At 53.8% G+C, this 21501-nt stretch carries 19 protein-coding genes, 1 tRNA gene and 1 pseudogene; 11 read left to right on the top strand and 10 right to left on the bottom strand.

What is annotated here, in order from left to right:
* Positions 1–101: 101 nt before the first annotated feature.
* Positions 102–1019 (bottom strand): hypothetical protein, encoded by a 918-nt coding sequence (locus tag WCX18_RS10965; RefSeq protein WP_345987754.1) that lies wholly within the window; start codon positions 1017–1019, stop codon positions 102–104.
* A 109-nt stretch (positions 1020–1128) separates the two neighbouring features.
* On the opposite strand from WCX18_RS10965, the gene WCX18_RS10960 reads away from it, so the two are divergent.
* Together WCX18_RS10960 and WCX18_RS10955 are read left to right on the top strand one after the other, a co-directional pair.
* Positions 1129–1386, top strand: coding sequence for a hypothetical protein (locus tag WCX18_RS10960; protein ID WP_345987750.1), 258 nt, complete (start codon positions 1129–1131; stop codon positions 1384–1386).
* Positions 1387–1530: 144 nt separating this feature from the next.
* Positions 1531–2286, top strand: a complete 756-nt coding sequence (locus WCX18_RS10955; protein WP_345987748.1) for a hypothetical protein — start codon at positions 1531–1533, stop codon at positions 2284–2286.
* A 72-nt stretch (positions 2287–2358) separates the two neighbouring features.
* On the opposite strand, the gene WCX18_RS10950 is transcribed toward WCX18_RS10955, so the two are convergent.
* The gene (locus tag WCX18_RS10950) at positions 2359–3120 is read right to left on the bottom strand and encodes a hypothetical protein (protein WP_345987746.1); all 762 of its coding nucleotides are present in this window, start codon (positions 3118–3120) and stop codon (positions 2359–2361) included.
* Between the two features lie 312 nt (positions 3121–3432).
* Here WCX18_RS10950 and WCX18_RS10945 point away from each other — a divergent pair, with 312 nt between their 5' ends.
* Together WCX18_RS10945 and WCX18_RS10940 are read left to right on the top strand one after the other, a co-directional pair.
* Positions 3433–3759, top strand: a complete 327-nt coding sequence (locus WCX18_RS10945) for a helix-turn-helix domain-containing protein (protein ID WP_345987743.1) — start codon at positions 3433–3435, stop codon at positions 3757–3759.
* Positions 3695–4759 carry a tyrosine-type recombinase/integrase gene (locus tag WCX18_RS10940; RefSeq protein ID WP_345987740.1) on the top strand — a complete coding sequence of 355 codons (1065 nt, stop codon included), beginning with the start codon at positions 3695–3697 and terminating at the stop codon, positions 4757–4759. The genes WCX18_RS10945 and WCX18_RS10940 overlap by 65 nt, the downstream gene beginning before the upstream one ends.
* A gap of 78 nt (positions 4760–4837) precedes the next feature.
* On the opposite strand, the gene WCX18_RS10935 is transcribed toward WCX18_RS10940, so the two are convergent.
* The 6 genes from WCX18_RS10935 to gyrA form a co-directional block, all read right to left on the bottom strand.
* Positions 4838–4912, bottom strand: a tRNA-Asn gene (locus WCX18_RS10935).
* Positions 4913–4954: 42 nt separating this feature from the next.
* Positions 4955–5899, bottom strand: coding sequence for a radical SAM protein (locus WCX18_RS10930; protein WP_345987738.1), 945 nt, complete (start codon positions 5897–5899; stop codon positions 4955–4957).
* A gap of 23 nt (positions 5900–5922) precedes the next feature.
* The gene (hemE, locus tag WCX18_RS10925; RefSeq protein ID WP_345987735.1) at positions 5923–6972 is read right to left on the bottom strand and encodes a uroporphyrinogen decarboxylase; all 1050 of its coding nucleotides are present in this window, start codon (positions 6970–6972) and stop codon (positions 5923–5925) included.
* Positions 6973–7006: 34 nt separating this feature from the next.
* Positions 7007–7522 carry a YqhA family protein gene (locus tag WCX18_RS10920; RefSeq protein WP_345987731.1) on the bottom strand — a complete coding sequence of 172 codons (516 nt, stop codon included), beginning with the start codon at positions 7520–7522 and terminating at the stop codon, positions 7007–7009.
* Entirely contained in the window at positions 7515–8549 is a 1035-nt protein-coding gene (locus tag WCX18_RS10915; protein ID WP_345987729.1) for an aspartate-semialdehyde dehydrogenase, read from the bottom strand. Before WCX18_RS10915 ends, WCX18_RS10920 begins: the two co-directional genes overlap by 8 nt.
* Before the next feature lie 22 nt (positions 8550–8571).
* Positions 8572–11091, bottom strand: a complete 2520-nt coding sequence (gene gyrA / locus WCX18_RS10910) for a DNA gyrase subunit A (protein ID WP_345987724.1) — start codon at positions 11089–11091, stop codon at positions 8572–8574.
* Positions 11092–11326: 235 nt separating this feature from the next.
* Between gyrA and WCX18_RS10905 the strand changes: the two are divergent.
* The 4 genes and pseudogenes from WCX18_RS10905 (at position 11327) to WCX18_RS10890 (ending at position 14718) form a co-directional block, all read left to right on the top strand.
* Positions 11327–12638, top strand: a pseudogene (locus tag WCX18_RS10905) (ammonium transporter).
* A gap of 66 nt (positions 12639–12704) precedes the next feature.
* Positions 12705–13043, top strand: a complete 339-nt coding sequence (locus tag WCX18_RS10900; RefSeq protein ID WP_345987119.1) for a P-II family nitrogen regulator — start codon at positions 12705–12707, stop codon at positions 13041–13043.
* Between the two features lie 146 nt (positions 13044–13189).
* Entirely contained in the window at positions 13190–13528 is a 339-nt protein-coding gene (locus WCX18_RS10895) for a P-II family nitrogen regulator (protein WP_345985174.1), read from the top strand.
* A gap of 8 nt (positions 13529–13536) precedes the next feature.
* Positions 13537–14718: an ammonium transporter gene (locus WCX18_RS10890; RefSeq protein ID WP_345987721.1), complete on the top strand. Its 1182-nt coding sequence runs from the start codon at positions 13537–13539 to the stop codon at positions 14716–14718.
* Positions 14719–15031: 313 nt separating this feature from the next.
* Here the strand turns inward: WCX18_RS10890 and glmS are convergent, their stop codons facing one another.
* On the bottom strand, positions 15032–16846 hold the full coding sequence (gene glmS / locus WCX18_RS10885) for a glutamine--fructose-6-phosphate transaminase (isomerizing) (protein WP_345987718.1): 1815 nt from the start codon (positions 16844–16846) through the stop codon (positions 15032–15034).
* Entirely contained in the window at positions 16846–19362 is a 2517-nt protein-coding gene (locus tag WCX18_RS10880) for an HD domain-containing protein (protein ID WP_345987716.1), read from the bottom strand. Before WCX18_RS10880 ends, glmS begins: the two co-directional genes overlap by 1 nt.
* A 100-nt stretch (positions 19363–19462) precedes the next feature.
* Between WCX18_RS10880 and mqnE the strand changes: the two genes are divergently transcribed.
* From mqnE to nuoB, 3 genes are all read left to right on the top strand, one after another.
* Complete coding sequence (gene mqnE, locus WCX18_RS10875) at positions 19463–20515, top strand: aminofutalosine synthase MqnE (protein WP_345987713.1); 1053 nt, start codon at positions 19463–19465, stop codon at positions 20513–20515.
* A 138-nt stretch (positions 20516–20653) separates the two neighbouring features.
* Positions 20654–20995, top strand: a complete 342-nt coding sequence (locus WCX18_RS10870; RefSeq protein ID WP_345987710.1) for an NADH-quinone oxidoreductase subunit A — start codon at positions 20654–20656, stop codon at positions 20993–20995.
* The gene (gene nuoB / locus WCX18_RS10865; RefSeq protein WP_345987707.1) at positions 20986–21501 is read left to right on the top strand and encodes an NADH-quinone oxidoreductase subunit NuoB; all 516 of its coding nucleotides are present in this window, start codon (positions 20986–20988) and stop codon (positions 21499–21501) included. Before WCX18_RS10870 ends, nuoB begins: the two co-directional genes overlap by 10 nt.

Below are 21501 nucleotides of genomic sequence, written 5' to 3'. Positions count from 1 at the left end.
CGGTAGTCTAGAGGGCACCGTTGACAAGTTGTCAACGGTGCTCTGAAATTCCCTAAAATAGGGCCTTAGCCGCATTTTTGACGATTATCGTCATATTGCCCTTAATCATCGTCTCCATTACCAATAATAGTGAAAAAGATTGGGTGATGATCGCTGTATTTTGCATTCACTTCATCGTTTGGAGTAGAAGTAGGGAGCTCAAATATTTCGTAAAGATCAAGCACCTCATAATTGTCGATTCGTGTATAGTTCTTGATGTACAAGACTTGATCGTATGGCTCTGATTTTTTCAAATTGGAGTTTAGGCATTCACGATTAGCACGTGAAAATAATGCATCAACTCTTCGGTCCAATACATCACAGTCATATACATTCATATCGCCCACAATAATGAAGTCCCTCTCTGACCCCATGGAAGCTTGTTTAAACACCCAAGAGACAATAGAACTCAACTCGTGATAGCGGCGGTCAGTATCTGCATTGCTGCTACCGGGATTCAAGTGGGTTGAGATGACAGTAAAATCCATCCCACTCTTATCTTTGAATGTAAAATAGTATGGGACGCGTTCATAATCATCATTATTGCTACGATCTTCGGCTAGATATCCCTTATCGATCAATGTAAGCTTGTCTTGTTTGTAAAATGCGACAAACCATTCCGTTGAGGCGGAGTTGGAATGAATACTGTCACCAGTGCCGGTATCTTCTTCTGATAGTGCGTAATCGTACCCCTGCTGCTGCATCGCATCAAAAAAAGCTGCTGACTCTGCATCTCCACTGATGGCCCAGCCTGGTTCTCCTGTAATATTGATATCAGTAGGTGGCGAAACAACCTCTTGAATGAAAACAACATCCCTATGTCCTTCGGACATTAACTTCGCAATTCCCTCGTTATCACGACTACTCGAATATCCGATCCATTTGACATTGAATGTAGAAGCGTTGACATCTGCAAATACCAAGTTCGTAAATATCAAAATGCTAAACAGGAATGCTACTTTAATCTTTTTTGTTTGCATTGAGCGCTCCTTTAGCCATTGCATGATTAGCATTCATTGTAGCAAAGAGTGGAAAGTCATGTATGTAATATTTTAATGCCCATGCTATAGATTCATGCATAATTGCCCTATGAAACCATTCAAACTTCCAGCAATCAACCAGCTTTATGGTTCGGTCACAATCGAGACTAAAGAACAGTTATTTGAAATTCTCAGCTATCAAAACCCTCTTATGCTGAAGGAGTATAAAAAGCATCTGCCATGGTATGTAAAAGTCTCTGAACATGGTGCAAAGCTGAAAATCAATGTATTTCAACCGATTGTCGTTGTTGAAAAGATGTATGAAAAATCAAAAAATGGGGGGATAAAAAAACGTCGGGGTAGTTAGCTACAATGCAATTCGATCCCCCAAAGTGGAAATGATTTACACTTGTTCTGATCCATACACTTGAAGAGTTAGGAGATGACCAGGTTTTAAAGTAAAGAGTGTCATGGCTAAATACGGGATGATACATATTTTTCGAAGGAGCAAATGATGGTTAATGTTCTTCTAAATTCAATTGGAAGCTCTGGCAAGTCAATGATTGCACGAGAGATTCTTGGTGCCAATATGCCAAAGGCTCATATGTTTGAAGTAGAAACGTCAAACACAGGGAACCAGTATTATTCTGAATATTTCGGATCATACCGCCGAATTCCTGCTTACAAGTTTTTGGAACTTAACAAAGAGCTTTTATTGAGAGGTGAAGTGGAAGATTACATAATCGACGTGAGTGATAAGGAAGTATCGGAATTTGTGCGTGAAATGAGACGATATACAGGTGTACACGAGTCATATCATAAACTCATCCTCCCTGTGGTTCCTACTATGAAAGATATCCTTGACACCTGTAAAATGTTGAATACATTAATCTGTGACATTGGGGTCCCTGCATCGAATGTCTATGTGATTTTTAATCGTCTGGAAGATGGATGTGACATTGAAAAGAAGTTTGCACTTGTTTATGTGTTGAAAGAATCACTAGGCTTTCATACCAGTGACAATCTTAGCCTTTTGAACAAAGATGTTTTTTTCGAGTTGGAACAAAAAGGTCTTACCTCAAAGGCACTCATGGAATCAAAAGAAGATTACGCAAGGCTATCCCTAGAAGAAACTGACCCAGTCAAAGCCAATGAATATGCACTATTGCACCTGCTCTGTGCAAATGTCAAAGGGTTATACAAGAAAAATAAGAGAATCTTTGACTGGGTAATGGCTTCCCCTGAAAAAATTTTCGATGCTTCTTAGGACATGTAAATCAAGTGATGACTGTATTTGTGAGGATAGGTCCTTTATTTTCAGGGTTGTATGACCTGTTTTCTACAGCCCTAGCACATCAAATGCGTAAGGGCGGTACTTAACCTTTCCCCCTTTGCTCTCAAAAAACAAGATTATTGCAATGCCTCTTGCAAGTGATCTGCGAATCCGACTGCCAACAGATGCCAGTACGGCATCTTCACTTCCTCTCGCGTTTGCACAATAGACCGATGTAATCCTGCGAAAGTTTTCATTGAGATGTACTCCGGCATGATAGTTGACGTTCTCATTCAATAGTTTTTGCATTTCATCATTCAGTGTGATGGGTCCGGGGGTCAGGATCATTGCACCTATATCCTTATCCCCCATCTTCTGATATTCAAGAATGTTTCCCTCTGTAAGCGGTACATTTAAAACCTCCCAGTTCGGAATCATATAGGGCGAGCGGCTATAGAGCCGATATTCTCGTGTCATCTCATCTTTATGTTTTACAAATTCACCTGCCAACCAGTCTTCTAAAAGGTCATCCATGAAAAATGCAGCCATTTCTGTATTCATACGAAGGTATTCGTTCGTTATGGGGAGTAATGCCTCATGGTTCTGTGCAATTCTGACCTTCATCTTATGATTCAGATAGTGTGCAGCTCTTACCATGTCGGCTGAATCGATGCCATCGATATCAAGACGAAAATGGTAATTGCTGCCATCAGTGATCATCCGGATTGTCATACGTGCTTGAAAACCGACGATCTCCATAGCGACTTTTTCCAGAGCAGTCGTTGCCCAGTAAAATTCTTGGTTCGATTTAACTGTTTCGTTGTTCATAATCAATCCTTCTAAAGGCCATACGGTTTGGGTTTTCCTAGGACGGTCGTCTTGGAACCCGTGCGGCTTGAAAGAGTATTTGCCATCAAAATTTTTTTGTCAAGGAGTGTGGGTATTTTTGCATTGACCAGTTTCAAAAGAGCGTCTTCTAATACCACCAGGCAAAACGCAACGATAATTAAGCGTCTGAAGTACAAAACGCAACTATCCCTAGGCACTGGTTAAAAAGCGACTTCTTACAATGGTTGTATCGAAACACGAAGTCGGCTTTTTCTTACTTCGTTGACGAAAATCGCCAATCAGGAGTCTGCAATGGAACTGTCACTGGAAAACATTAACCTCATTCCACTGCTACTAAAAAGAATAGACGAGCTCTCTATGAAGCTAGAGACGTCGAATACCAAACGGTGGTTGAACGTCAAAGAAGTTGCCGAATATCTTGGCTACTCCAAGGATCGCATCTACAAGATGAAAGATGAGCATTTCATAGAAGGAGTGCACTTTCACAATCGAACGGGTAAAATACTCTTTGATAGAGTTGCGATTGACTCTTGGGTGGTCGGAAAGGACGACCGTGAAACTGATTACACGCAACGGCAAGTTGTGGATAACGTTTTATCATCAATCAAAGAGATATAGACGCTCTTTGGGACTGGATGACAACAAGGCAAATCGCGCACTAGCGACCAATAAAATACTTCCCGAGATCATCTACAAGTTGAACTCGGGAACGTTCTTTGAAAAAGAAACAACCATACCGACGGTAAGCGAATACGCCCAGGTCAGCTTCGCGCTGCACGAGCATCACCGCAAGCCCTCGACGAAGTATGACTACGCAACCTCACTGCGTCTGCATATCGCCCCCCGTTTGGGCAAGAAACGGCTGGACAGGATCAAGCCTTCGGATATCGCTCTGTGGCAGAATGAGCTGCTTCAGACGCTTGCGCCGCGACGGGTGCGCAATGTCCGGGCGGTGCTCAACACCTTCTTCGAGGATGCGATACGCGACGAGATCATCGACAAGAACCCGGTCTCGAAAGTGAAGCTTCCCAAAATCGATAAGGTGGATGTTGCCCCGTTCACGATGGACGAGATGAAGCTAATCATCGAAAACGCCGAAGGCGATCTTCAGACCTTCAGTGCCCTGGGATTCTTTACAGGGATGCGAAGCGGAGAGATGATCGGACTGCGATGGGAAGATGTCAATTTCGAAAGAGGAGAGATCTCCATCAAGCGGGCGATCAAGATGGGTGTCGTCTCGACACCGAAGACGCAAAGCAGTATCCGTACCATTGATATCCTCGATCCGCTGCTGCCTTATCTCAGGGCGCAGTACGAGCGGACGGGAGAGCAGGGCACCTATGTCTTTCTCAATAAGAACGGTGAGCACTACTACGATATCAAGCGCATTCGTGACACCCGCTGGAAAAAGCTGCTCGAAAAGCTTGATATTGAATACCGTACCATCTACCAGATGCGCCATGCCTTCGCGACGGTGATGATCGAAAACGGGGAAGATATTCTCTGGGTCTCGCATATGCTTGGGCATACGGACACGTCTATGACCCTGCAGATGTACGCGAAGTATCGCAAGCAGAAAGATAAGAAAAGGGCTGTGTTTTTGGCGGATGTGCTCTAGGCACTTATGGGCACAATTCGGGCACAGTGCTTGAAGTTGTTTCTTTGAAAGTCCGGTGTTTGGGGGTTACAGAAAAAGTGGCTCCGGATACTGGATTCGAACCAGTGACCAAGTGATTAACAGTCACCTACTCTACCGCTGAGCTAATCCGGAATCGTTAAGAGGCCGAAATTATAAAAGAAACTTCCTGAAAAGTCAAGAATTCTTGGTGCGTTTTCGGTGGAGGTTTCCGGCCGGGATGTAGAAGGTGATCCCCGAGCTGTCTTCGGCAACGATCCGGCCCGTCTCAACGAGGGCTCGGAAACGCGCCTGGCTCTCATTGTCGAAGAGCAGGGCGATGTCTTCCATGCTTAGCGGGCGCTTGTCGAGGGTGTTGAGGATCGCATCGTCACTGTAGCGTCCCTGGCAAGACTCGGCATGGGTGCGTGAGGCGATGTGGACCGGGAGCTCCGGGTCGAACTTCGAAGCAACCTCGTGAAGCTCACCGTAACTGAGCCCCTGTACGGGGTAGGCCGGGGGCCGGTCGATCGTCCCGATATCGATCCGTTTGCAGGGGATGTCGTGCAGGACCGCATTGAGAGCAGTGATCTCTTCGTCGGTGTCGTTGAGGCCGTGGACGAAGAGGATTTCCAGGTAGAGGTCGCCGCGGTACTCTCTTGCAAAGGATTTGACGGCATTGACGAGCGCGTCGATTTCGATCCCTTCGGCCGGGCGGTCGATCTTGCGGAAGACCTCCGGGGTGACCGCATCGAGGGAGAGCTTGACCTGGTCGAACTTGAGCAAAGTGGCAAAGGTCTTTGGATCGGTCAGCGTGGCGCTGTTGGTGAGAATCAGGGTCTTCGTATCGCCTTTGACGGCGTCGATGCGCTCGACAAGGGCGTCCAGGTCCGGGTAGAGGGTCGGTTCGCCGTTTGCGGTAACGGTGATGTCGTCGATGCCGGGATGTTCGGCCAGGGCGCTACGCAGTTCGGCAACGATTTCATCGACACCGCTGCGCTGTGTCTGTGTAGTGACAGGTGCGGCGGGGGCGAGCTCGCAGTAGAGGCAGTCGAAATTACACTGTTTGAGACCGGGCGAGAGGTCGATACCGAGGGAGGTACCGAAACGGCGGGAGTTGACCGGACCGAAGATAGCGCTCATCGTTTGGACCGATACGTTAGGCGTCAGGCTTTGGTGCTGACGCGGTGGCACTCGTTGACGAAGTGGATGGCGTTTTCGACGGGAACGTCGGGAAGGATGCCGTGGCCGAGGTTGAAGATGTGGCGCTTGCCGCCCATCGTCTTCTGGATCACTTCGATGCACGCCGTCGTGGCCTCTTTGGAGTAGAGGCGGCACGGCTCCATATTGCCCTGCAGGACGTACTTGTCGCCCAGTTTCTCCTTGGCCAGGGCCATCGGCGTGCCCCAGTCGATACCCATGACGTCGAAGTTGCCGTAAACGAGTCCGCGTTCGATGAAGGCCGCGATCCCTTTGGGGAACATGATGACCGGGATATGGGGGTACTTCTCTTTGAGGTACTCGGCGATCTCGACCATGTACTGCCAGGAGAACTCGTCATATTTGCCCGGTTCGATTGCCGCGGCCCAGGAGTCGAAGATCTGCACGACGTCGACGCCGCTCTGGATCTGTTTCTCCATGTAGTATTTGACGACTTCGGTGACTTTTTTCAGCACGCTGTGCAGCAGTTCAGGGTTGGAGTACATCATCTTCTTGCAGATGTTGTAGGTCTTTGTCCCCTGGCCTTCGATCATGTAGGTCGCCAGGGTCCACGGGGCACCGGTAAAGCCGATCAGCGCCTTCTCGTCACCGCGTGCGTCCAGCTGTTTGCGCAGCAGTTTGATCGTGTCGTAGACGTAGGTGAGCTTGTCCGCTGCCTCCTCGCCGCCGAGGAGACGGTCAACGTCCGCCTGAGAGGTGATGGGGTCGCTGAATTTCGGTCCTTCGCCTTTGACGAAGGAGAGGTCCATACCCATTTCATCGGGAATAACGAGGATGTCGCTGAAGAGTATCGCTGCGTCGACGCCGACAATGTCAAGAGGCTGGAGCGTGACTTCCGCCGCTTTTTCCGGATCGTGGCAGAGATTCAGGAAGCTGCCTGCCTTGGCACGGACTTCCATGTATTCGGGCAGGTAGCGGCCCGCCTGGCGCATCATCCAGACCGGGGTATACGGTGTCTCTTTTCCGAGGCAGGCATCGACGAAAATTTTACTCATTTATATTCCTATGGGTGTTGGATTTTGCGGGCGATCAGTGCTGATCGCCTTTGTGCAGAAAATAGAGGGCGAGCGCCAGCAGCAGGATCGACCCCGAGAAGTAGAGCATCTCCAGCGCCCCGTTGAACTGGGTGTGCAGGACACGCTGGAAGAAGTTGACGACCAGGACCATGACGATGACCTTGGCGATCTTGTCCTTGAGCTGGTCCAGGGAGTGGATCTGCAGCACCGAGGAGCTTTTTCCGTCCTCATCTTCGGCCGCATCGATCTTGGAGACGAAGAGCTCGTAGACCCCGAGGCTGAAGATCAGCAGCACGATAGCAATGAGGTAGAGGTCGATGGCCCCGATGATGCTCGCCACGACGTCTTCATGCAGGTGCTCGGGATGGACGTGGTGCGCAACGACGTCCCATACCAGTACTAGCACGCCCCAGATGTCGAGGCTTGCGACGACAAAGAGGATAATGGCGCCGATCAGCGAAAAGACAACGGCAAAGAGGGTGAAAAGGCGGCTGTTCCAGAGGCCGGATTCAAACAGCTTCTCAAACATCTGCACCCCCCATCTCTACCCATTTCTGCGCGATACGTACGGCATTGGTCGCGGCACCGACGCGGAGGTTGTCCGCGACGACCCACATGTGGAGCATATTGTCGCGGTAGAGGTCGCTTCTGATCCGCCCGACAAAGGTCTCGTTGCGGTCGACACAGGCTGCCGGCATCGGATAGACGCTGTTTTGCGGGTCGTCCTGGATGATGATGTTCGGGGCCTTGGAGAGGATCTCGCGTGCTTCGGCGGCGTCGACGGCGCTGTCGAATGTCATCGTGATCGCTTCGGAGTGGCCGCGCAGGACCGGGACGCGAACGCAGGTGGCGCTCAGTTCGATCCCTTTGTGCATGATCTTCTTCGTCTCGTTGACCATTTTGAGCTCCTCTTTCGTATAGCCGCTGTCGGTAAAGACATCGATCTGCGGAATGAGGTTCAAAGCGATCTGGTGCGGGAACTTGTTGTGTTCACTCTCGCCGAGGCGGAAGGCGAAGAAGTCCTGCATCTGCTGGACAAGCTCTTCCATGGCCGATTTGCCGGCCCCCGAAGTCGCCTGGTAGGTACTGACATCAACGCGCACCAGGTCGAAAGCGTCGTCGAGAGGCTTGAGAGCCTGTACCATCTGGATGGTCGAACAGTTCGGGTTCGCGATGATCCCTTTTTTCTTCCAGTCGCGGATATCTTCGGGGTTGACCTCCGGGACAACGAGCGGAACCTCTTCGTCCATCCGGTAGTGGCTGGTGTTGTCGATGACAACGGCACCGGCCGCGGCGGCGAAGGGAGCGAATTTGGCCGAAACGGAACCGCCGGCACTGAAGAGGGCGATCTCGATCTCCTCTTCGTCAAAGACGGTCTCTGTCAGCTCCTTGATGACCAGTTCGTTGCCGTTGAATTCGACGGTATTGCCGGCACTGCGGCTGCTGGCCATCGGTACGAGTTTGGCCAGGGGGAAGTCGATCTCTTCGAAAATGCGCAGGATCTCTTCGCCGACGGCACCGCTGGCGCCGACGACGGCTACGTTGTATTTTTTCATGACTGTTTGCTACCTCGTAAAATTATTCTAAATCAAATGATTGCTGTTCGGGCTCGATCTGGACATTTTCCATCTCGCCCTCTTCGCCGTCATCCTCTTCGTCTGTCACGGGTTCTTTTTTCGGACAGCGGGAGATGCTGACGACATCATCGCCTTTGACAATGTAGACGCCACTCGTGTTGCGGCTCGATTTGGAGATGCTCTCCATATCGACGCGGATCATCTTGCCGCCTTTTGTCAACGCCATCATGTCCATATTTTCGTTAACGATCACACAACCGACGACATGCTGGCCGGTTTTCGCGTTGAGTTTCATGGCAATGACCCCGCTGCCGGCGCGGTTGGTCAGGCGGTATTCGCCCGCGGTCGTCCGCTTGCCGATCCCCTTCTCGCTGATGGTAAGGATCTCCTGCTCGTCGCTGTCGATGATGTTCGCGTCGACGACACGGTCACCGTCATGCTTGAACTTGATACCGCGTACACCGCGGGTACTGCGTCCCTGATCACGGGTTTTGTCGATCTCGAACTTGATACACTGCGCATACTTCGTCAGGATGAAGAGATACTTCGTCTCCGCGGTGGCGATTTTCGCCGTTATCAGCGTATCGTCGTCGTCGAGTACGATGGCGCGCACCCCGTTGCTACGGATGTTCGAGAACTCGCTGAGGTTTGTCCGCTTGACGATACCGTTCTCGGTAAAGAAGACCAGGGACTTTTCGTCGCTGAAGTCGGTCGTCGGGATGATCGACTGGATCTTTTCGTCCTGCTGGAGCTGGATCAGGTTGACGACAGCTTTTCCTTTGGCCGTACGGGAACCTTCCGGGATGCGGTAGACCTTCAGCCAGTGCAGCTGCCCGCGATCGGTGACGAACATCAGCGTATCGTGGGTGTTGCAGGTGAAGAAGCTTTCGATGAAGTCGTCCTCGTAGGTTGTGACGGCGGTTTTGCCTTTGCCGCCACGGCGCTGTTTCTCGTAGTTGACCAGCGGCACGCGTTTGATGTAGCCGCGGTGGGTGATGGTGACGACCATCGGCTCGTTCGGGATCAGGTCCTCGATATCGATATCGTCGTAGTCATCTTCGATGTCGGTACGGCGCGGGTCGTTATAGACCTCCATCACCTCGTTGAACTCCTCTTTGATGATGCCGCGGAGCACCTCTTCGCTGCGCAGGACGCTCTCGAGGTATTCGATGAGTTCGAGCAGCTCTTTGAGCTCGTTCTCGATCTTTTCGCGCTCGAGGCCGGTCAGCTTCTGCAGACGCATGTCGAGGATCGCCTGGGCCTGGACCGGGCTGAAGTCGAACTCGGAGATGAGCCCCTCTTTGGCGGTTTCGGTGTCTTTGCTGGCTCGGATCAGTTTGATGATCGCATCGATGTGATCCAGCGCTTTCTTCAGACCTTCGAGAATGTGCGCACGCGCCTTCGCTTTTTCGAGGTCGAAGATCGTGCGGCGGATGATGACCGTTTTGCGGTGGTTGATAAAGTGGTTCAGCATCTCCAGGATCGGGAATACTCTCGGCTCCTGGTTGAGGATGGAGAGCATGATGATCCCGAAGGTCGTCTGCATGTTGGTCGATTTGAAAAGGTTGTTGAGCACGATTTCGCTCATGGCGTCGCGTTTGAGCTCGATGACGACACGGATCCCTTCGCGGTCGGATTCGTCGCGGATCTCGCTGATTCCGTCGATCTGCTTGTCTTTGACAAGGTTGGCAATGCTCTCGATCAGGCGCGCCTTGTTGACCATGTAGGGGAGCTCGTCGATGACGATGATCTCTTTTTTGCGGGTCTGTTCGATATGGGTCTTCGCACGGACCTTGATGCGGCCGCGGCCGGTCTCATAGGCATCCATGATCCCTTTCTTGCCGAAGATCGTTCCGCCGGTCGGGAAGTCCGGTGCCTTGATATAGTGCATGATGTCCGTCAGCGTCGCTTTGGGGTTGTCGACGAGGTGTACCAGTGCGGAGAGGACCTCTTTGGGGTTGTGCGGCGGGATGTTGGTGGCCATACCGACGGCGATACCGGAAGAGCCGTTGATCAACAGGTTGGGGACGCGGGTCGGCAGGATCTCGGGCTCCTGTGTCGTCGCATCGTAGTTGTCGATCATGTTGACGGTCTCTTTGTCGAGGTCCTTGAGCAGTTCCCCGGCATACTTCGTCATACGCGCTTCGGTATAACGCATCGCCGCCGCGTTGTCGCCGTCGATGGAACCGAAGTTCCCCTGGCCGTCGACGAGGGTCATCCGCATGGAGAAGGGCTGCGCCATACGGACCAGCGCGTCATAGACCGCCGTGTCGCCGTGGGGGTGGTACTGACCGATGACGTCCCCGACGATACGGGCGGATTTTTTGTATTTCGCCCCGGCGGAGAGGTTGAGCTTGTCCATAGCGTAGAGGATACGGCGGTGAACCGGTTTGAGACCGTCGCGTACGTCCGGAAGCGCCCGGCCGATGATGACGCTCATGGAGTAGTCGAGGTAGCTGCTCTGCAGACTCTCTTCAATATTGATATTTTCGATTTCGCTGTTGTCCAACAGTTCGCTCATTGCTTGTCCCACCTCGTACAGGAGCCTGCAGGCCCCGTGTTCTAAGATTTTTGGCGCTTATATTAACCTATATATACTTAAACACGACGGACACGGGACGGGGGCGGGATGGCGGTGATAAAACAGGAGGACACTGCCTAAAAAATAACCACCACTATCGAGTAAAAAGCCGACAAAATTGTATACTATTTTCATGAAACTTCCGCAGTCAAGGCTGCGAAAAAAGGATTAACCAATGAAGAAGTGGCTTTTGTCCATGATGATGCTTCTGCCGACGCTTGCGCTGGCAGAGGATGCTCCAACGCTCGATACAGGTGATACGGCCTGGATGATGGTGTCAACCGCATTCGTACTGCTGATGACGCCGGCAGGCCTGGCACTGTTTTATGCCGGGATGACACGTACAAAGAACGTACTGAATACCTATGCAATGGTCATGGGTGCCTTTGTCGTTGCCTTCGTGGTCTGGGTCATTGCAGGCTACTCCATCGCCTTCGGTGCGAGCGAGAGCGCAGCACTGCAGAACGTGTTCGGCGGCTTCGGCAACGTCTTCCTTTCCGGTATCAACTGGTCTGACCTGTCCGGCAGCTACCCGACCTTCGTCTTCATCGCCTTCCAGGGTACGTTCGCAGCGATCACCGTTGCCATCGCATCCGGTTTCCGCGATCGAGCGTATGAAGTTCTCCACATGGATGATCTTCGTTGTCCTCTGGGGTCTGGTGGTTTACGCACCGATTACCCACATGGTATGGGGCGGCGACGGTGCCTACCTCTTCGACGAAGGTGCACTTGACTTCGCCGGCGGTACGGTTGTCCACATGAACGGCGGTCTGGCCGGTCTGGTCCTGGCGATCATGCTCGGTAAACGTGCAGGCTATCCGAAAACAGCGATGAAACCGGTCAGCATCATTCTGACTGCTGCCGGTGCAGCCCTGCTGTGGTTCGGCTGGTACGGCTTCAACGGCGGTTCCGCATTCGGTGCGAACGCGGTTGCAGGTCTTGCGGTTCTGACAACAACCATCGCTACGGCAGCTGCCGGTGTCACCTGGATGCTGGTTGAATGGTTCATGTTCAAGAAACCGACCCTGCTCGGTGTTGCTTCCGGTATCGTTGCCGGTCTCGTCGCGATCACTCCGGCCGCCGGCTTCGTCGGTGTCGGCGGTGCCTTCATCGTCGGTATCGTCGGTGCACTCATCGGCTTCTTCGGTGTCGCGATCCTGAAAAAGAAACTGGGCTACGACGACAGCCTCGATGCATTCGGTATCCACTTCCTCGCCGGTCTGTGGGGTGCGATTGCTACGGGTATCTTCGCGCTGAACGATCAGGACCTCCTCTGGGACGGTCCGCTCAAAGCAAGCGGCGACCGTATGGGTCAGCTCTTCGTCCAGTTCGAGTCTGTCCTGATCGTCGGTCTGTGGACCCTGGTCGGTACGGTTATTGTTTACCTGATCTCCTCTGCGATCACCGGCGGTGCACGCGTTGACGAAGAGACAGAAACAATGGGTCTGGATGAGTCCATCCATGGCGAACGCGGATTCAACCTCTAATTGAACGGCTCGGGGGCTTCGGCTTCCGAACAGTGTTACAATACAAAGCACAAAAGGATTGTCAGAATGAAAAAAGTAGAAGCGATCATCAAGCCGTTCAAGCTTGAGGATGTGAAGGATGCCCTGGCTGAGATCGGTATTACCGGTATGACGGTCAGCGAAGTGAAAGGGTACGGGCGCCAGAAAGGGCACAGCGAGCTCTACCGCGGTGCGGAGTACGTCGTTGACTTCCTGCCGAAAGTCAAAATGGAGATGGTCGTCGAAGCGGCATCGGTCGACCAGGTCATCGATACGATCGTCGAAGCGGCCCGCACCGGCAAGATCGGTGACGGCAAGATCTTCATCAGTGATATCGAAAAGATTATCCGTATCCGTACCGGCGAATCCGGCTCCGAAGCCGTTTAAGCCTCTCCTCGGGGCAGGCTTTTCCTGCCTTGAAAGTGTACATCGACTACCATTGTCAAGGCTTTGATGATTAATTAATAATCATGTGTCTAAAAAAAGATCATGGTTTTCTTGATAAGATTGCATTAGTCTTATGAGGAGAATACATGAAAAAAGTAGAAGCGATCATCAAGCCGTTTCGTCTTGAAGAGGTAAAGGATGCGCTGGCGCAGATCGGGATCACCGGTATGACGGTCAGCGAAGTGAAAGGGTACGGGCGCCAGAAAGGGCACAGCGAGCTCTACCGCGGTGCGGAGTACGTCGTCGATTTCCTTCCGAAGATCAAAGTGGAACTGGTCGTTGACGACGAGCAGCTTGAGCAGGTGCTCGACACGATTACCGAAGCGGCCCGTACCGGCAAAATCGGTGACGGCAAGATCTTTGTCAGCGGCATTGAAAAGGTAATTCGCATCCGTACGGGTGAAACCGGTTCCGAAGCGATCTAGGCGGTGTAATGGAAGATTTCGGTTATATTGTCGACACGCTCTTCGCCCTCTTTGCGATGACGTTGATCGTCTTTATGGTACCCGGTTTCGCGATGCTCGAAGCGGGGCTGGTCCGTACGAAAAACGTTACGTCCGTCCTGACCGTTAATACGATGATCTATGCCGTGGCGTCGATGATGTTCCTGCTGGTGGGGTATGAACTGGCTTTCGGCAGCTGGGAAAACAGCGGGATGAGCATCTATGCCGCTTTCTTGTTCCAGATGGCCTTCGTCGGGAAGACGGTCAATATCATGAGCGGCGGGGTGAGCGAACGGGTGCGCATCCTGCCGATCGCGCTCTTTACCGTTCTGATGGGCGGTCTGATCTACCCGCTTGTCGTCAACGTTTCCTGGGGTGCCGACCTGCTGGCAGGAACCATGCTGGATCTGCAGATGTACGACCTGGCGGGGTCGACCGTCATTCACTCGACGGGCGGCTGGGCGCTGCTGGCGGCCATTATGATCATGGGACCGCGTAAAGGGCGTTACAAGGATGGCAAGATCCACGTCATCCCGGCGTCAAATATTCCTCTGGTCGTCCTGGGGGCGCTGCTGCTGTGGATTGGCTGGTTCGGTTTCAACGGCGGTTCCGTCGGTTCCATTGCCAGCAAAGAGAATGCGGATACGGTGGCCTTGACGATCATGAATACCAACACCGCCGGTCTGGCGGGGGCGTTGATCGCGGGGATCTTTATGTACCTGCGCTACCGCAAGTTCGATATCACGATGATCCTCAACGGTGCGTTGGGCGGGCTTGTGGCCATCACGGCCGGCCCGGACCTGTATGATACCCATACCCCGATCTTCATCGGTGCCATCGGCGGTGCACTGGTCGTTTTCGCCGTTCCGCTGTTTGACAAGCTGAAACTGGACGATCCGGTCGGTGCCCTTTCGGTCCACCTGGTAAACGGTATCTGGGGAACCCTGGCGGTCGGTATCTTTGCCGCCGAGCCCGAAGCGGGGATTACCCTTCTTGGGCAGCTCAAAGGGATCGCTGTCGTCGCGGTGTTCGTCTTTACCGTTTCGTACGCGGCAATCTACATCATCAATAAATTCCTGCCGTTCCGTGCCGGAGACGATGAACAGGTCGAAGGGCTTGACGTCACCGAATGCGGTCTTGAGGCCTACCCGGAATTCAAAAGAGCATTCTGATTCCACTCTCGGGTTTCGGCCCGGGGAAGAAGGCTTGTTCCTGTCCTTGCATCTTTCACCCCTGAGTGTTGTCAACAATTACTAATGCGTTCATTGTTCCCTTTCTTCTTTACGACTCGGCATTTAGTGCCTCGCATGTATTGCGCTTTAGCGCTTATGCTCGCACAAAGAAGAAACCGAACCCGAAAGAAGAAAGTGTGAAAGGCTGCCGCTTGCGGGAGCTTCCATTCATCACAAATCCGCCTGACACGCTTAATACCGTTTCTGACTTGACAGAAGAAGCGGAAACCGTCATCCTTCACTAAGTACTAAGTTATTCTACCGTTACACTTTTTGCAAGGTTTCTCGGCATATCGACGTCGTTGCCGAGGCGGATGGCGATCTCCATGGAGAGCAGCTGCAGTACGACCATCATCTCAAAAAATTCCGGCATATAGTGCGCATGCACGGCAATGGGGATGAAGTCGTCCGCCTTCTCAAACGGTTCATCGCTGATGGCGCAGATCGTGGCGTCGCGGGCGCTCAGCTCTTCGACGTTGCTCTTCGTTTTGTCATAGAGCAGGTTCTTGGGCATCAGGGCAATCGTGAACAGTTCCGGGTCCGCCAAGGCGATGGGTCCGTGCTTCATTTCGCCGCTGGGGTACCCCTCGGCATGCAGATAGCTGATCTCTTTGAGCTTAAGGGCCCCTTCGAGGGCGAGGGGGAAGAAGATATCCCTTCCGATAAAGAAGAAACCGTGGCCGTGCAGGTAGCGCTTGGAGAGACGGCGGATCCGTTCGTGCAGGTCGTCGTCGACTTTGACGACAGCCGGGGTTTCGCGCAGCAGCGCAATCTGTTCGCGCATTGTTTCCGTGCCGATAGCCCCTTTGGTTTGGGCGACGTAGAGGGAGAACATCCACAGTACGGCCATCTGGGTCGCGAAGGCTTTGGTGGAGGCAACCCCCTTTTCAATCCCGGCACGGGTCAGGATGGCGGCATCCGCTTCACGGACCATGGAAGAGTTGTCGACGTTGCAGATGACAAGGGTCTTTAAGCCCGCCGTCTTGGCCATCTTGAGGGTCTCGAGGGTGTCAGCAGTCTCCCCGCTCTGGCTGATGACAACGAAGAGCGTATCGGAGCAGAGCAGCGGTTCTTTGTAGCGCAGCTCGCTGGCGATCTCGACGGAGGTACGGATTTTGCCCAGGCGTTCGAAGAGGTAGCTTGACGCGAGGGCGGCATGGTAGCTCGTCCCGCAGGCGCAGAGTTTGATTTCGTTGATACCGTCGAGCAGGGAGGGATTAAGCTCGTCGAAGACGATCGCTTCGTCCGCAAGCCGCCCGATCAGGGTGTCGGAGAGAACTTCGCTCTGCTCGTAGATCTCTTTTTCCATGAAGAATCGGAACCCCTCTTTCTGGGCGGAGAGTTTCGATTCCGGCAGGGGGGCGAAGCGCGGTACGACAGCGGTGCCGGTCGTATCTTCAAGGTGAATGCCTGTACGCGAAACAAAACCGAGCTGGCCGTCCTCGAGGTAGATGACCCGGCTGCATTTGCCGATCAGTGCGGCGTCAGAGGAGCCGAAGAATTTCTCATCGCTTTCGTTCACCCCGACGATCATCGGCGAGCCGTGCTTGGCGAAAAAGATCGTATCGGGCATCTGCTTGGTGACGAGGAGGATCGCATAGGCCCCCTTGAGACGGCTGATGGTTTCACGGAACGCCTGCATCGGCTCCATGCCACTGTTCATCAGGGATTCGAAGAGGTGGACGATGACTTCCGTGTCGGTCTGGCTCAGGAAGTGTACCCCGCCGGCGACCAGGGCATTTTTGAGCTCCTGGTAGTTTTCGATGATGCCGTTATGGACGACGTAGGAAGTCTCTCCCAGGTGGGGGTGGGCATTGATCTCCGTCGGTTTGCCGTGGGTCGCCCAGCGGGTGTGGCCTATTCCCGCGGCAAACCCGCTGGTGCTGAAGTCGGCCGTTTTGGCTTCAAGGTTGGCCAGCTTTCCGACCGCTTTGAAATAGGAGAATTCATCGGCCTGCAGGACGGCGATCCCCGCGGAGTCGTAACCGCGGTACTCGAGCTCTTTGAGACCGTCGAGCAGAATTTCTTTCGTATCATGTTTTCCGAGGTAGCCGACGATGCCGCACATTACGTATTTCCTTTGCAGAGAAGGGGGATTAATCGATCGGCATTATTACACATATGCGGTGTTTTCTCGATTAAGAAATGGTCGCGTGCACGGCGTTTCGTCGTATGGATTTTGGCGGTGACGATCTGCATGTCCAGGGCATCGAGGCACTGGATGATAAAGGCCAGGAGCCCGCGCTGGTTTGCCGTGTGGACGGCAAGTTCGGCGAGATTCTTGGAGTGTTCGCAGTCGATGGTGATCTCTTCGGGTTTGATGACCGGCGCCTCGAGGGCAACGCTTCGCTGCATATCAAAAGACTCTTCGACGACCTCACGGATGCTCTCATACATATCCGGTGTCGGTGTCTGGAGGAAGTCGAGCTTGAAATACTTGACGTCGTCGAAGAGGGTGAACACCTCCATCGAGACGACATCGAGGTACCCAAGGCGCCCCAGCAGATAGGTGAGGTTCAACGGGATCTTGCGCAGGATCTCGACGCTGAGTCCCGTACTGAAATCCAGCGCGTACTGGTACTCTTTCACCTCGCGGGCGCGCTGCGCGATCTGCAGGACCTCTTCCGGGCCGTGGAGGAAGAAGAAGATGTTCGATTCGACCGCGAGGATTTTTTTCTGCAGCAGGCGGGGGAGGGCTTTGAAAGCGTCGAGCCGCTGGATGCGCTGTTCGACCTTGAGACGCCGTGCGGCATCGGTAATCCGCTCTTTTTCCTGGGCGACTTCCAGGGAAGAGTGGTAGAGCTCGTTGAGCAGTTTCGCATTGAACGCGTTGTAGGTCCCGGGCCCGACACCGCTCATGTCGGCGTAGGTGAGAATGTAGAGCAGGGTCAGCAACCGCGGTGTCCTGATGATGGACATAAATTTATAGAGCGTTTTTTCGCTGTGGATGTTGTGGCGCTGTGCGATGATGCTCATCAGGATGTGATGGCGGACCAGCAGGGTGGCATCGTCCGTCATTTCGGCACTGAAGCCCATCTTCTGCATCACGGGACGGATCAGTTTGACGCCGACCTCGCTGTGGTCGAGTTTCCTTCCCTTGCCCGCATCGTGCAGAAGCACGATGATTTTGAGCATGGTCCTGTCTTCAAGGCTGATCGTGTCGTAAAGGGCCTTGACATCGGGGTCATCGATGGATTCGAAGGCCTTGACGCACTGGATGGAGTGCAGGCCGACGGGATAGTGGTGGTAGCCGTCGAACTGCGGCAAAAACAGTGCCTTTTTCAGGGCGGGGATCAGTTCGGCGAGCACCCCGGCGTCGTAAAAGAGGCGGAGAAAACCGTAGCTGTGTTCGCGTTCGAAAAGCTTGCGGAGCAGCTGCTTGACGGTTTTGCTCCGCGGATGCGGGACCGACGTGTAGGTGAACTGGCTGACAAAGCTGTCGTCGAAACAGTAGGGGCGGTCTTCCAGGTTGATCAGGATGCTCAGCAGGGATTCGATCGGCTGTGCTTTGAGACGGAAGGAGGCAAACACTTTGTCATCAGAGACAAAGATACCGCGATGCACCCTCTGGCCCCGCAATGAAGGGAGACGTGTGGAATCGTAAAACATGGGTCTGATCATCTTGGTGACAAAGATGCTGCTGAAGTTGTGGATCCGCCACATCGCTTCGATGACCTGGGTGGCAAGCTTCATATCGTCGGAGAAGCCCAGCAGTTTCCGTACCTTGGGCAGATACTCGAGGTTGAGCTGGTCGTTCTGCTTGCCGGAGACGAGGTGCAGGGCGCTGCGCACGCGGAAAATCAGCTCCAGCGCGATCCGGTAGGCGCGGTAGGACTCCTCGCTGAAGATCGAGCCGTCTAGCTCTTTGAGGCTGGTGACGTCGAAGCGGGTTTTGGCGACCCAGTAAAGCAGCTGGGCATCGCGCATGCCGCCGACGCCCTCTTTGATATTGGGCTGCATGGAGACGGGGTATTTCGCCCGGCGTGTCTGCGCTTCGGCGATCTTCGCCTCGATGAAGCGGCGCGGCTCATAGCGGCGGATGCGCCCGAGCTCACGCTGGGTGGCGTGCCAGGTGTAGGTCGAGCCGACGATGAAGCGGGCTTCCATCATCGCCGTGCGGATGGTGATGTCCTCGTCGGCGGCATCGAAAAGTTCGGAAACCTTGTGGACCCGGTGGCCGAGCTTCAGGCCGGCGTCCCAGGCGAGGTAGAGGAACTTCTCGATGATCGCCTCGGTATTGTACCCCTCCAGGGGGACGTAGACGATCATCAGGTCGATGTCGCTGTAGACGGAGAGCTGTTCGCGCCCGTAGCTGCCCAGGGCCATCAGGGAGATGGGAATGGCGTTGCGCATCGGCAGGTAGTTGCCGAACATCCGCCGGAGCACCGTTTTGTACATCTGGGTGATGAACTGGTCGAGGGCCTTGGTGTGGCGCACGAGGAAGTCTTTCCCCTGGGTCTGTTCGAAGAGATCGGGCAGCGAGTCGAGGTAGACGCTGATCGCCTGCTTGAACCGTTTCGAGATCTCGAAGTCGCTGGCATTCTTCTCGATAAGGGTTTCAATATCTTCTACAAGTGTTTTCAAGGGGGCTGTTCCTCTGATGAAATCTTATTATTATAGTCGCTTTAGCCTTTGGAGGCGCTCATCTGGCTATAATGCGCGAAAAGAAAAGCAGAGAGTAAGCATGACGAAAATCGCAAACCGCCGGGTCGGCTTTGAAGAGGCGCTGGCGCTGTACGACGAAGATCTTTTCGCCCTGGGTGAACGCGCGGATGCGCTGCGGCGCGAGCTGCACGGCGAGAAGACCTACTTCAATATCAACCGTCATATCAATCCGACCAACGTCTGCAAGGACGTCTGCAAATTCTGCGCCTACAGCGCCAGCCGCAAAAACCCCAACCCCTACACGATGAGCCATGAAGAGATCCTCGGGATCGTCGACGACATCGTTTTACGCGATATCAAAGAGGTGCATATCGTCTCCGCGCACAACCCCGAAACGGGACTGCAGTGGTACCTGGACATCTTCCGCAAGATCAAGGAGAAATACCCGCAGCTTCACGTCAAGGCATTGACGGCGGCGGAGGTGCACTTCCTCGCCGAGGAGTACGGCAAAAGCTACGACGAGATCCTCGACCTGATGGTCGAGAACGGTGTCGATTCGATGCCAGGCGGCGGTGCGGAGATCTTTGACGAGGGGGTCCGCGACTATATCTGCAAGGGGAAAGTGACCTCCGAACAGTGGCTGGAGATCCACCGCAAGTGGCACGAACGGGGCAAAAAGAGCAACGTGACGATGCTCTTCGGCCATGTCGAGGAGCGCAAACACCGCATCGACCACATGATGCGTATCCGCGATCTGCAGGACGAGACCGGCGGCTTCAACTGCTTCATCCCGCTCGTGTACCAGTCCGAGAACAACTTCCTGAACGTCAAAGAGTTCATCACGGCCAACGAGATCCTTAAGACGATGGCGATCAGCCGTATCGTCCTGGATAACGTCCCCAACCTCAAAGCCTACTGGGTGACGTCGACGGTAAACCTCGCTCTGGTGGCGCAGGAGTTCGGCGCGAACGACCTCGATGGTACGATCGAAAAAGAGTCCATCAACTCCGCCGCTGGGGCCAAAAGTGCCAACGGCGTCAACCTCGAGGAGTTCGTCCACCTGATCAAAGAGAGCGGCTTCACCCCCGTCGAGCGCGACAGCCTTTACAACGAGATCAAGCCCTGGGCATGATGCTGCGCGATATTTGTCCACACCCGTAACAGATTCATAATCAACTTTTGTTATCATAGTTGCAATGACACGTGGAAGGCCTGCAAGCGCGGGCTAATAACGTCGTAAAAGTAGGTCAGGATGTCCGGATCGTTATTATTGGCAACAGGGTTGGTCACGGCGCTGGTGATCCTACTGCCGCTGCTGTTTCATCTGACGCGTCATCTCGGTGCCGTCAGCGACTCCCCGCGCAAAAACGAACCCTATGAAGGGGGCGTGCGCAAGACCGTCGAGGATCCTTCCGACGTCTTCAATGTCAAGTTTTTCCTGGTCGGTATCATTTTCCTGATCTTCGATGTCGAAGTGCTTTTCATGTTCCCCTGGGCGGTCAACCTCCGCGACCTCGGGTTTTTCGGCGTGGCGGAGATGTTCGTTTTCATCGGCCTGCTGGCCGGCGGCCTGATTTACGTTTACCGGGCGGGGATACTGCGATGGATCTGAGCGAAAACCTCCTCGGCGATGCCGTGATCACAACGAGGGTCGACGCCGTCATCAACTGGGGGCGGCAGTCGTCGCTGTGGCCCTTTGTCTTCGGGACGGCCTGCTGCGCCATCGAGTTTATGGCGACGGCGGCCAGCCGATACGATATCTCCCGCTTCGGCGCGGAGGTGCTGCGCTTCTCCCCCCGCCACGCGGACCTGCTGGTCGTCGCCGGTACCGTCAGCTACAAGCAGGCACCGATCCTCAAGCAGATCTACGACCAGATGCCCGAACCGCGTTGGGTGATCGCCGTCGGGGCCTGCGCCTGCAGCGGCGGTTTTTACGACAATTACACGACCCTGCAGGGGATCGACGAGATCGTCCCGGTGGATGTCTACCTGGCCGGATGCCCGCCGCGCCCGGAGGGGATTCTTGAGGCAGTGATGCAGATCCAGCAGCGGTTGTGGCGGGAGCCGACGCTCTCCCCGCGCAACGCCGACTTCAAAGGGAAGCTTGACGATGCCTGA

Source organism: Sulfurimonas sp. HSL1-2 (genome assembly GCF_039645565.1).
Taxonomy (GTDB): domain Bacteria; phylum Campylobacterota; class Campylobacteria; order Campylobacterales; family Sulfurimonadaceae; genus Thiomicrolovo; species Thiomicrolovo zhangzhouensis.
Note: the sequence above shows the minus strand (reverse complement) of the source record. Positions and strands in the feature narration are given on the sequence as shown.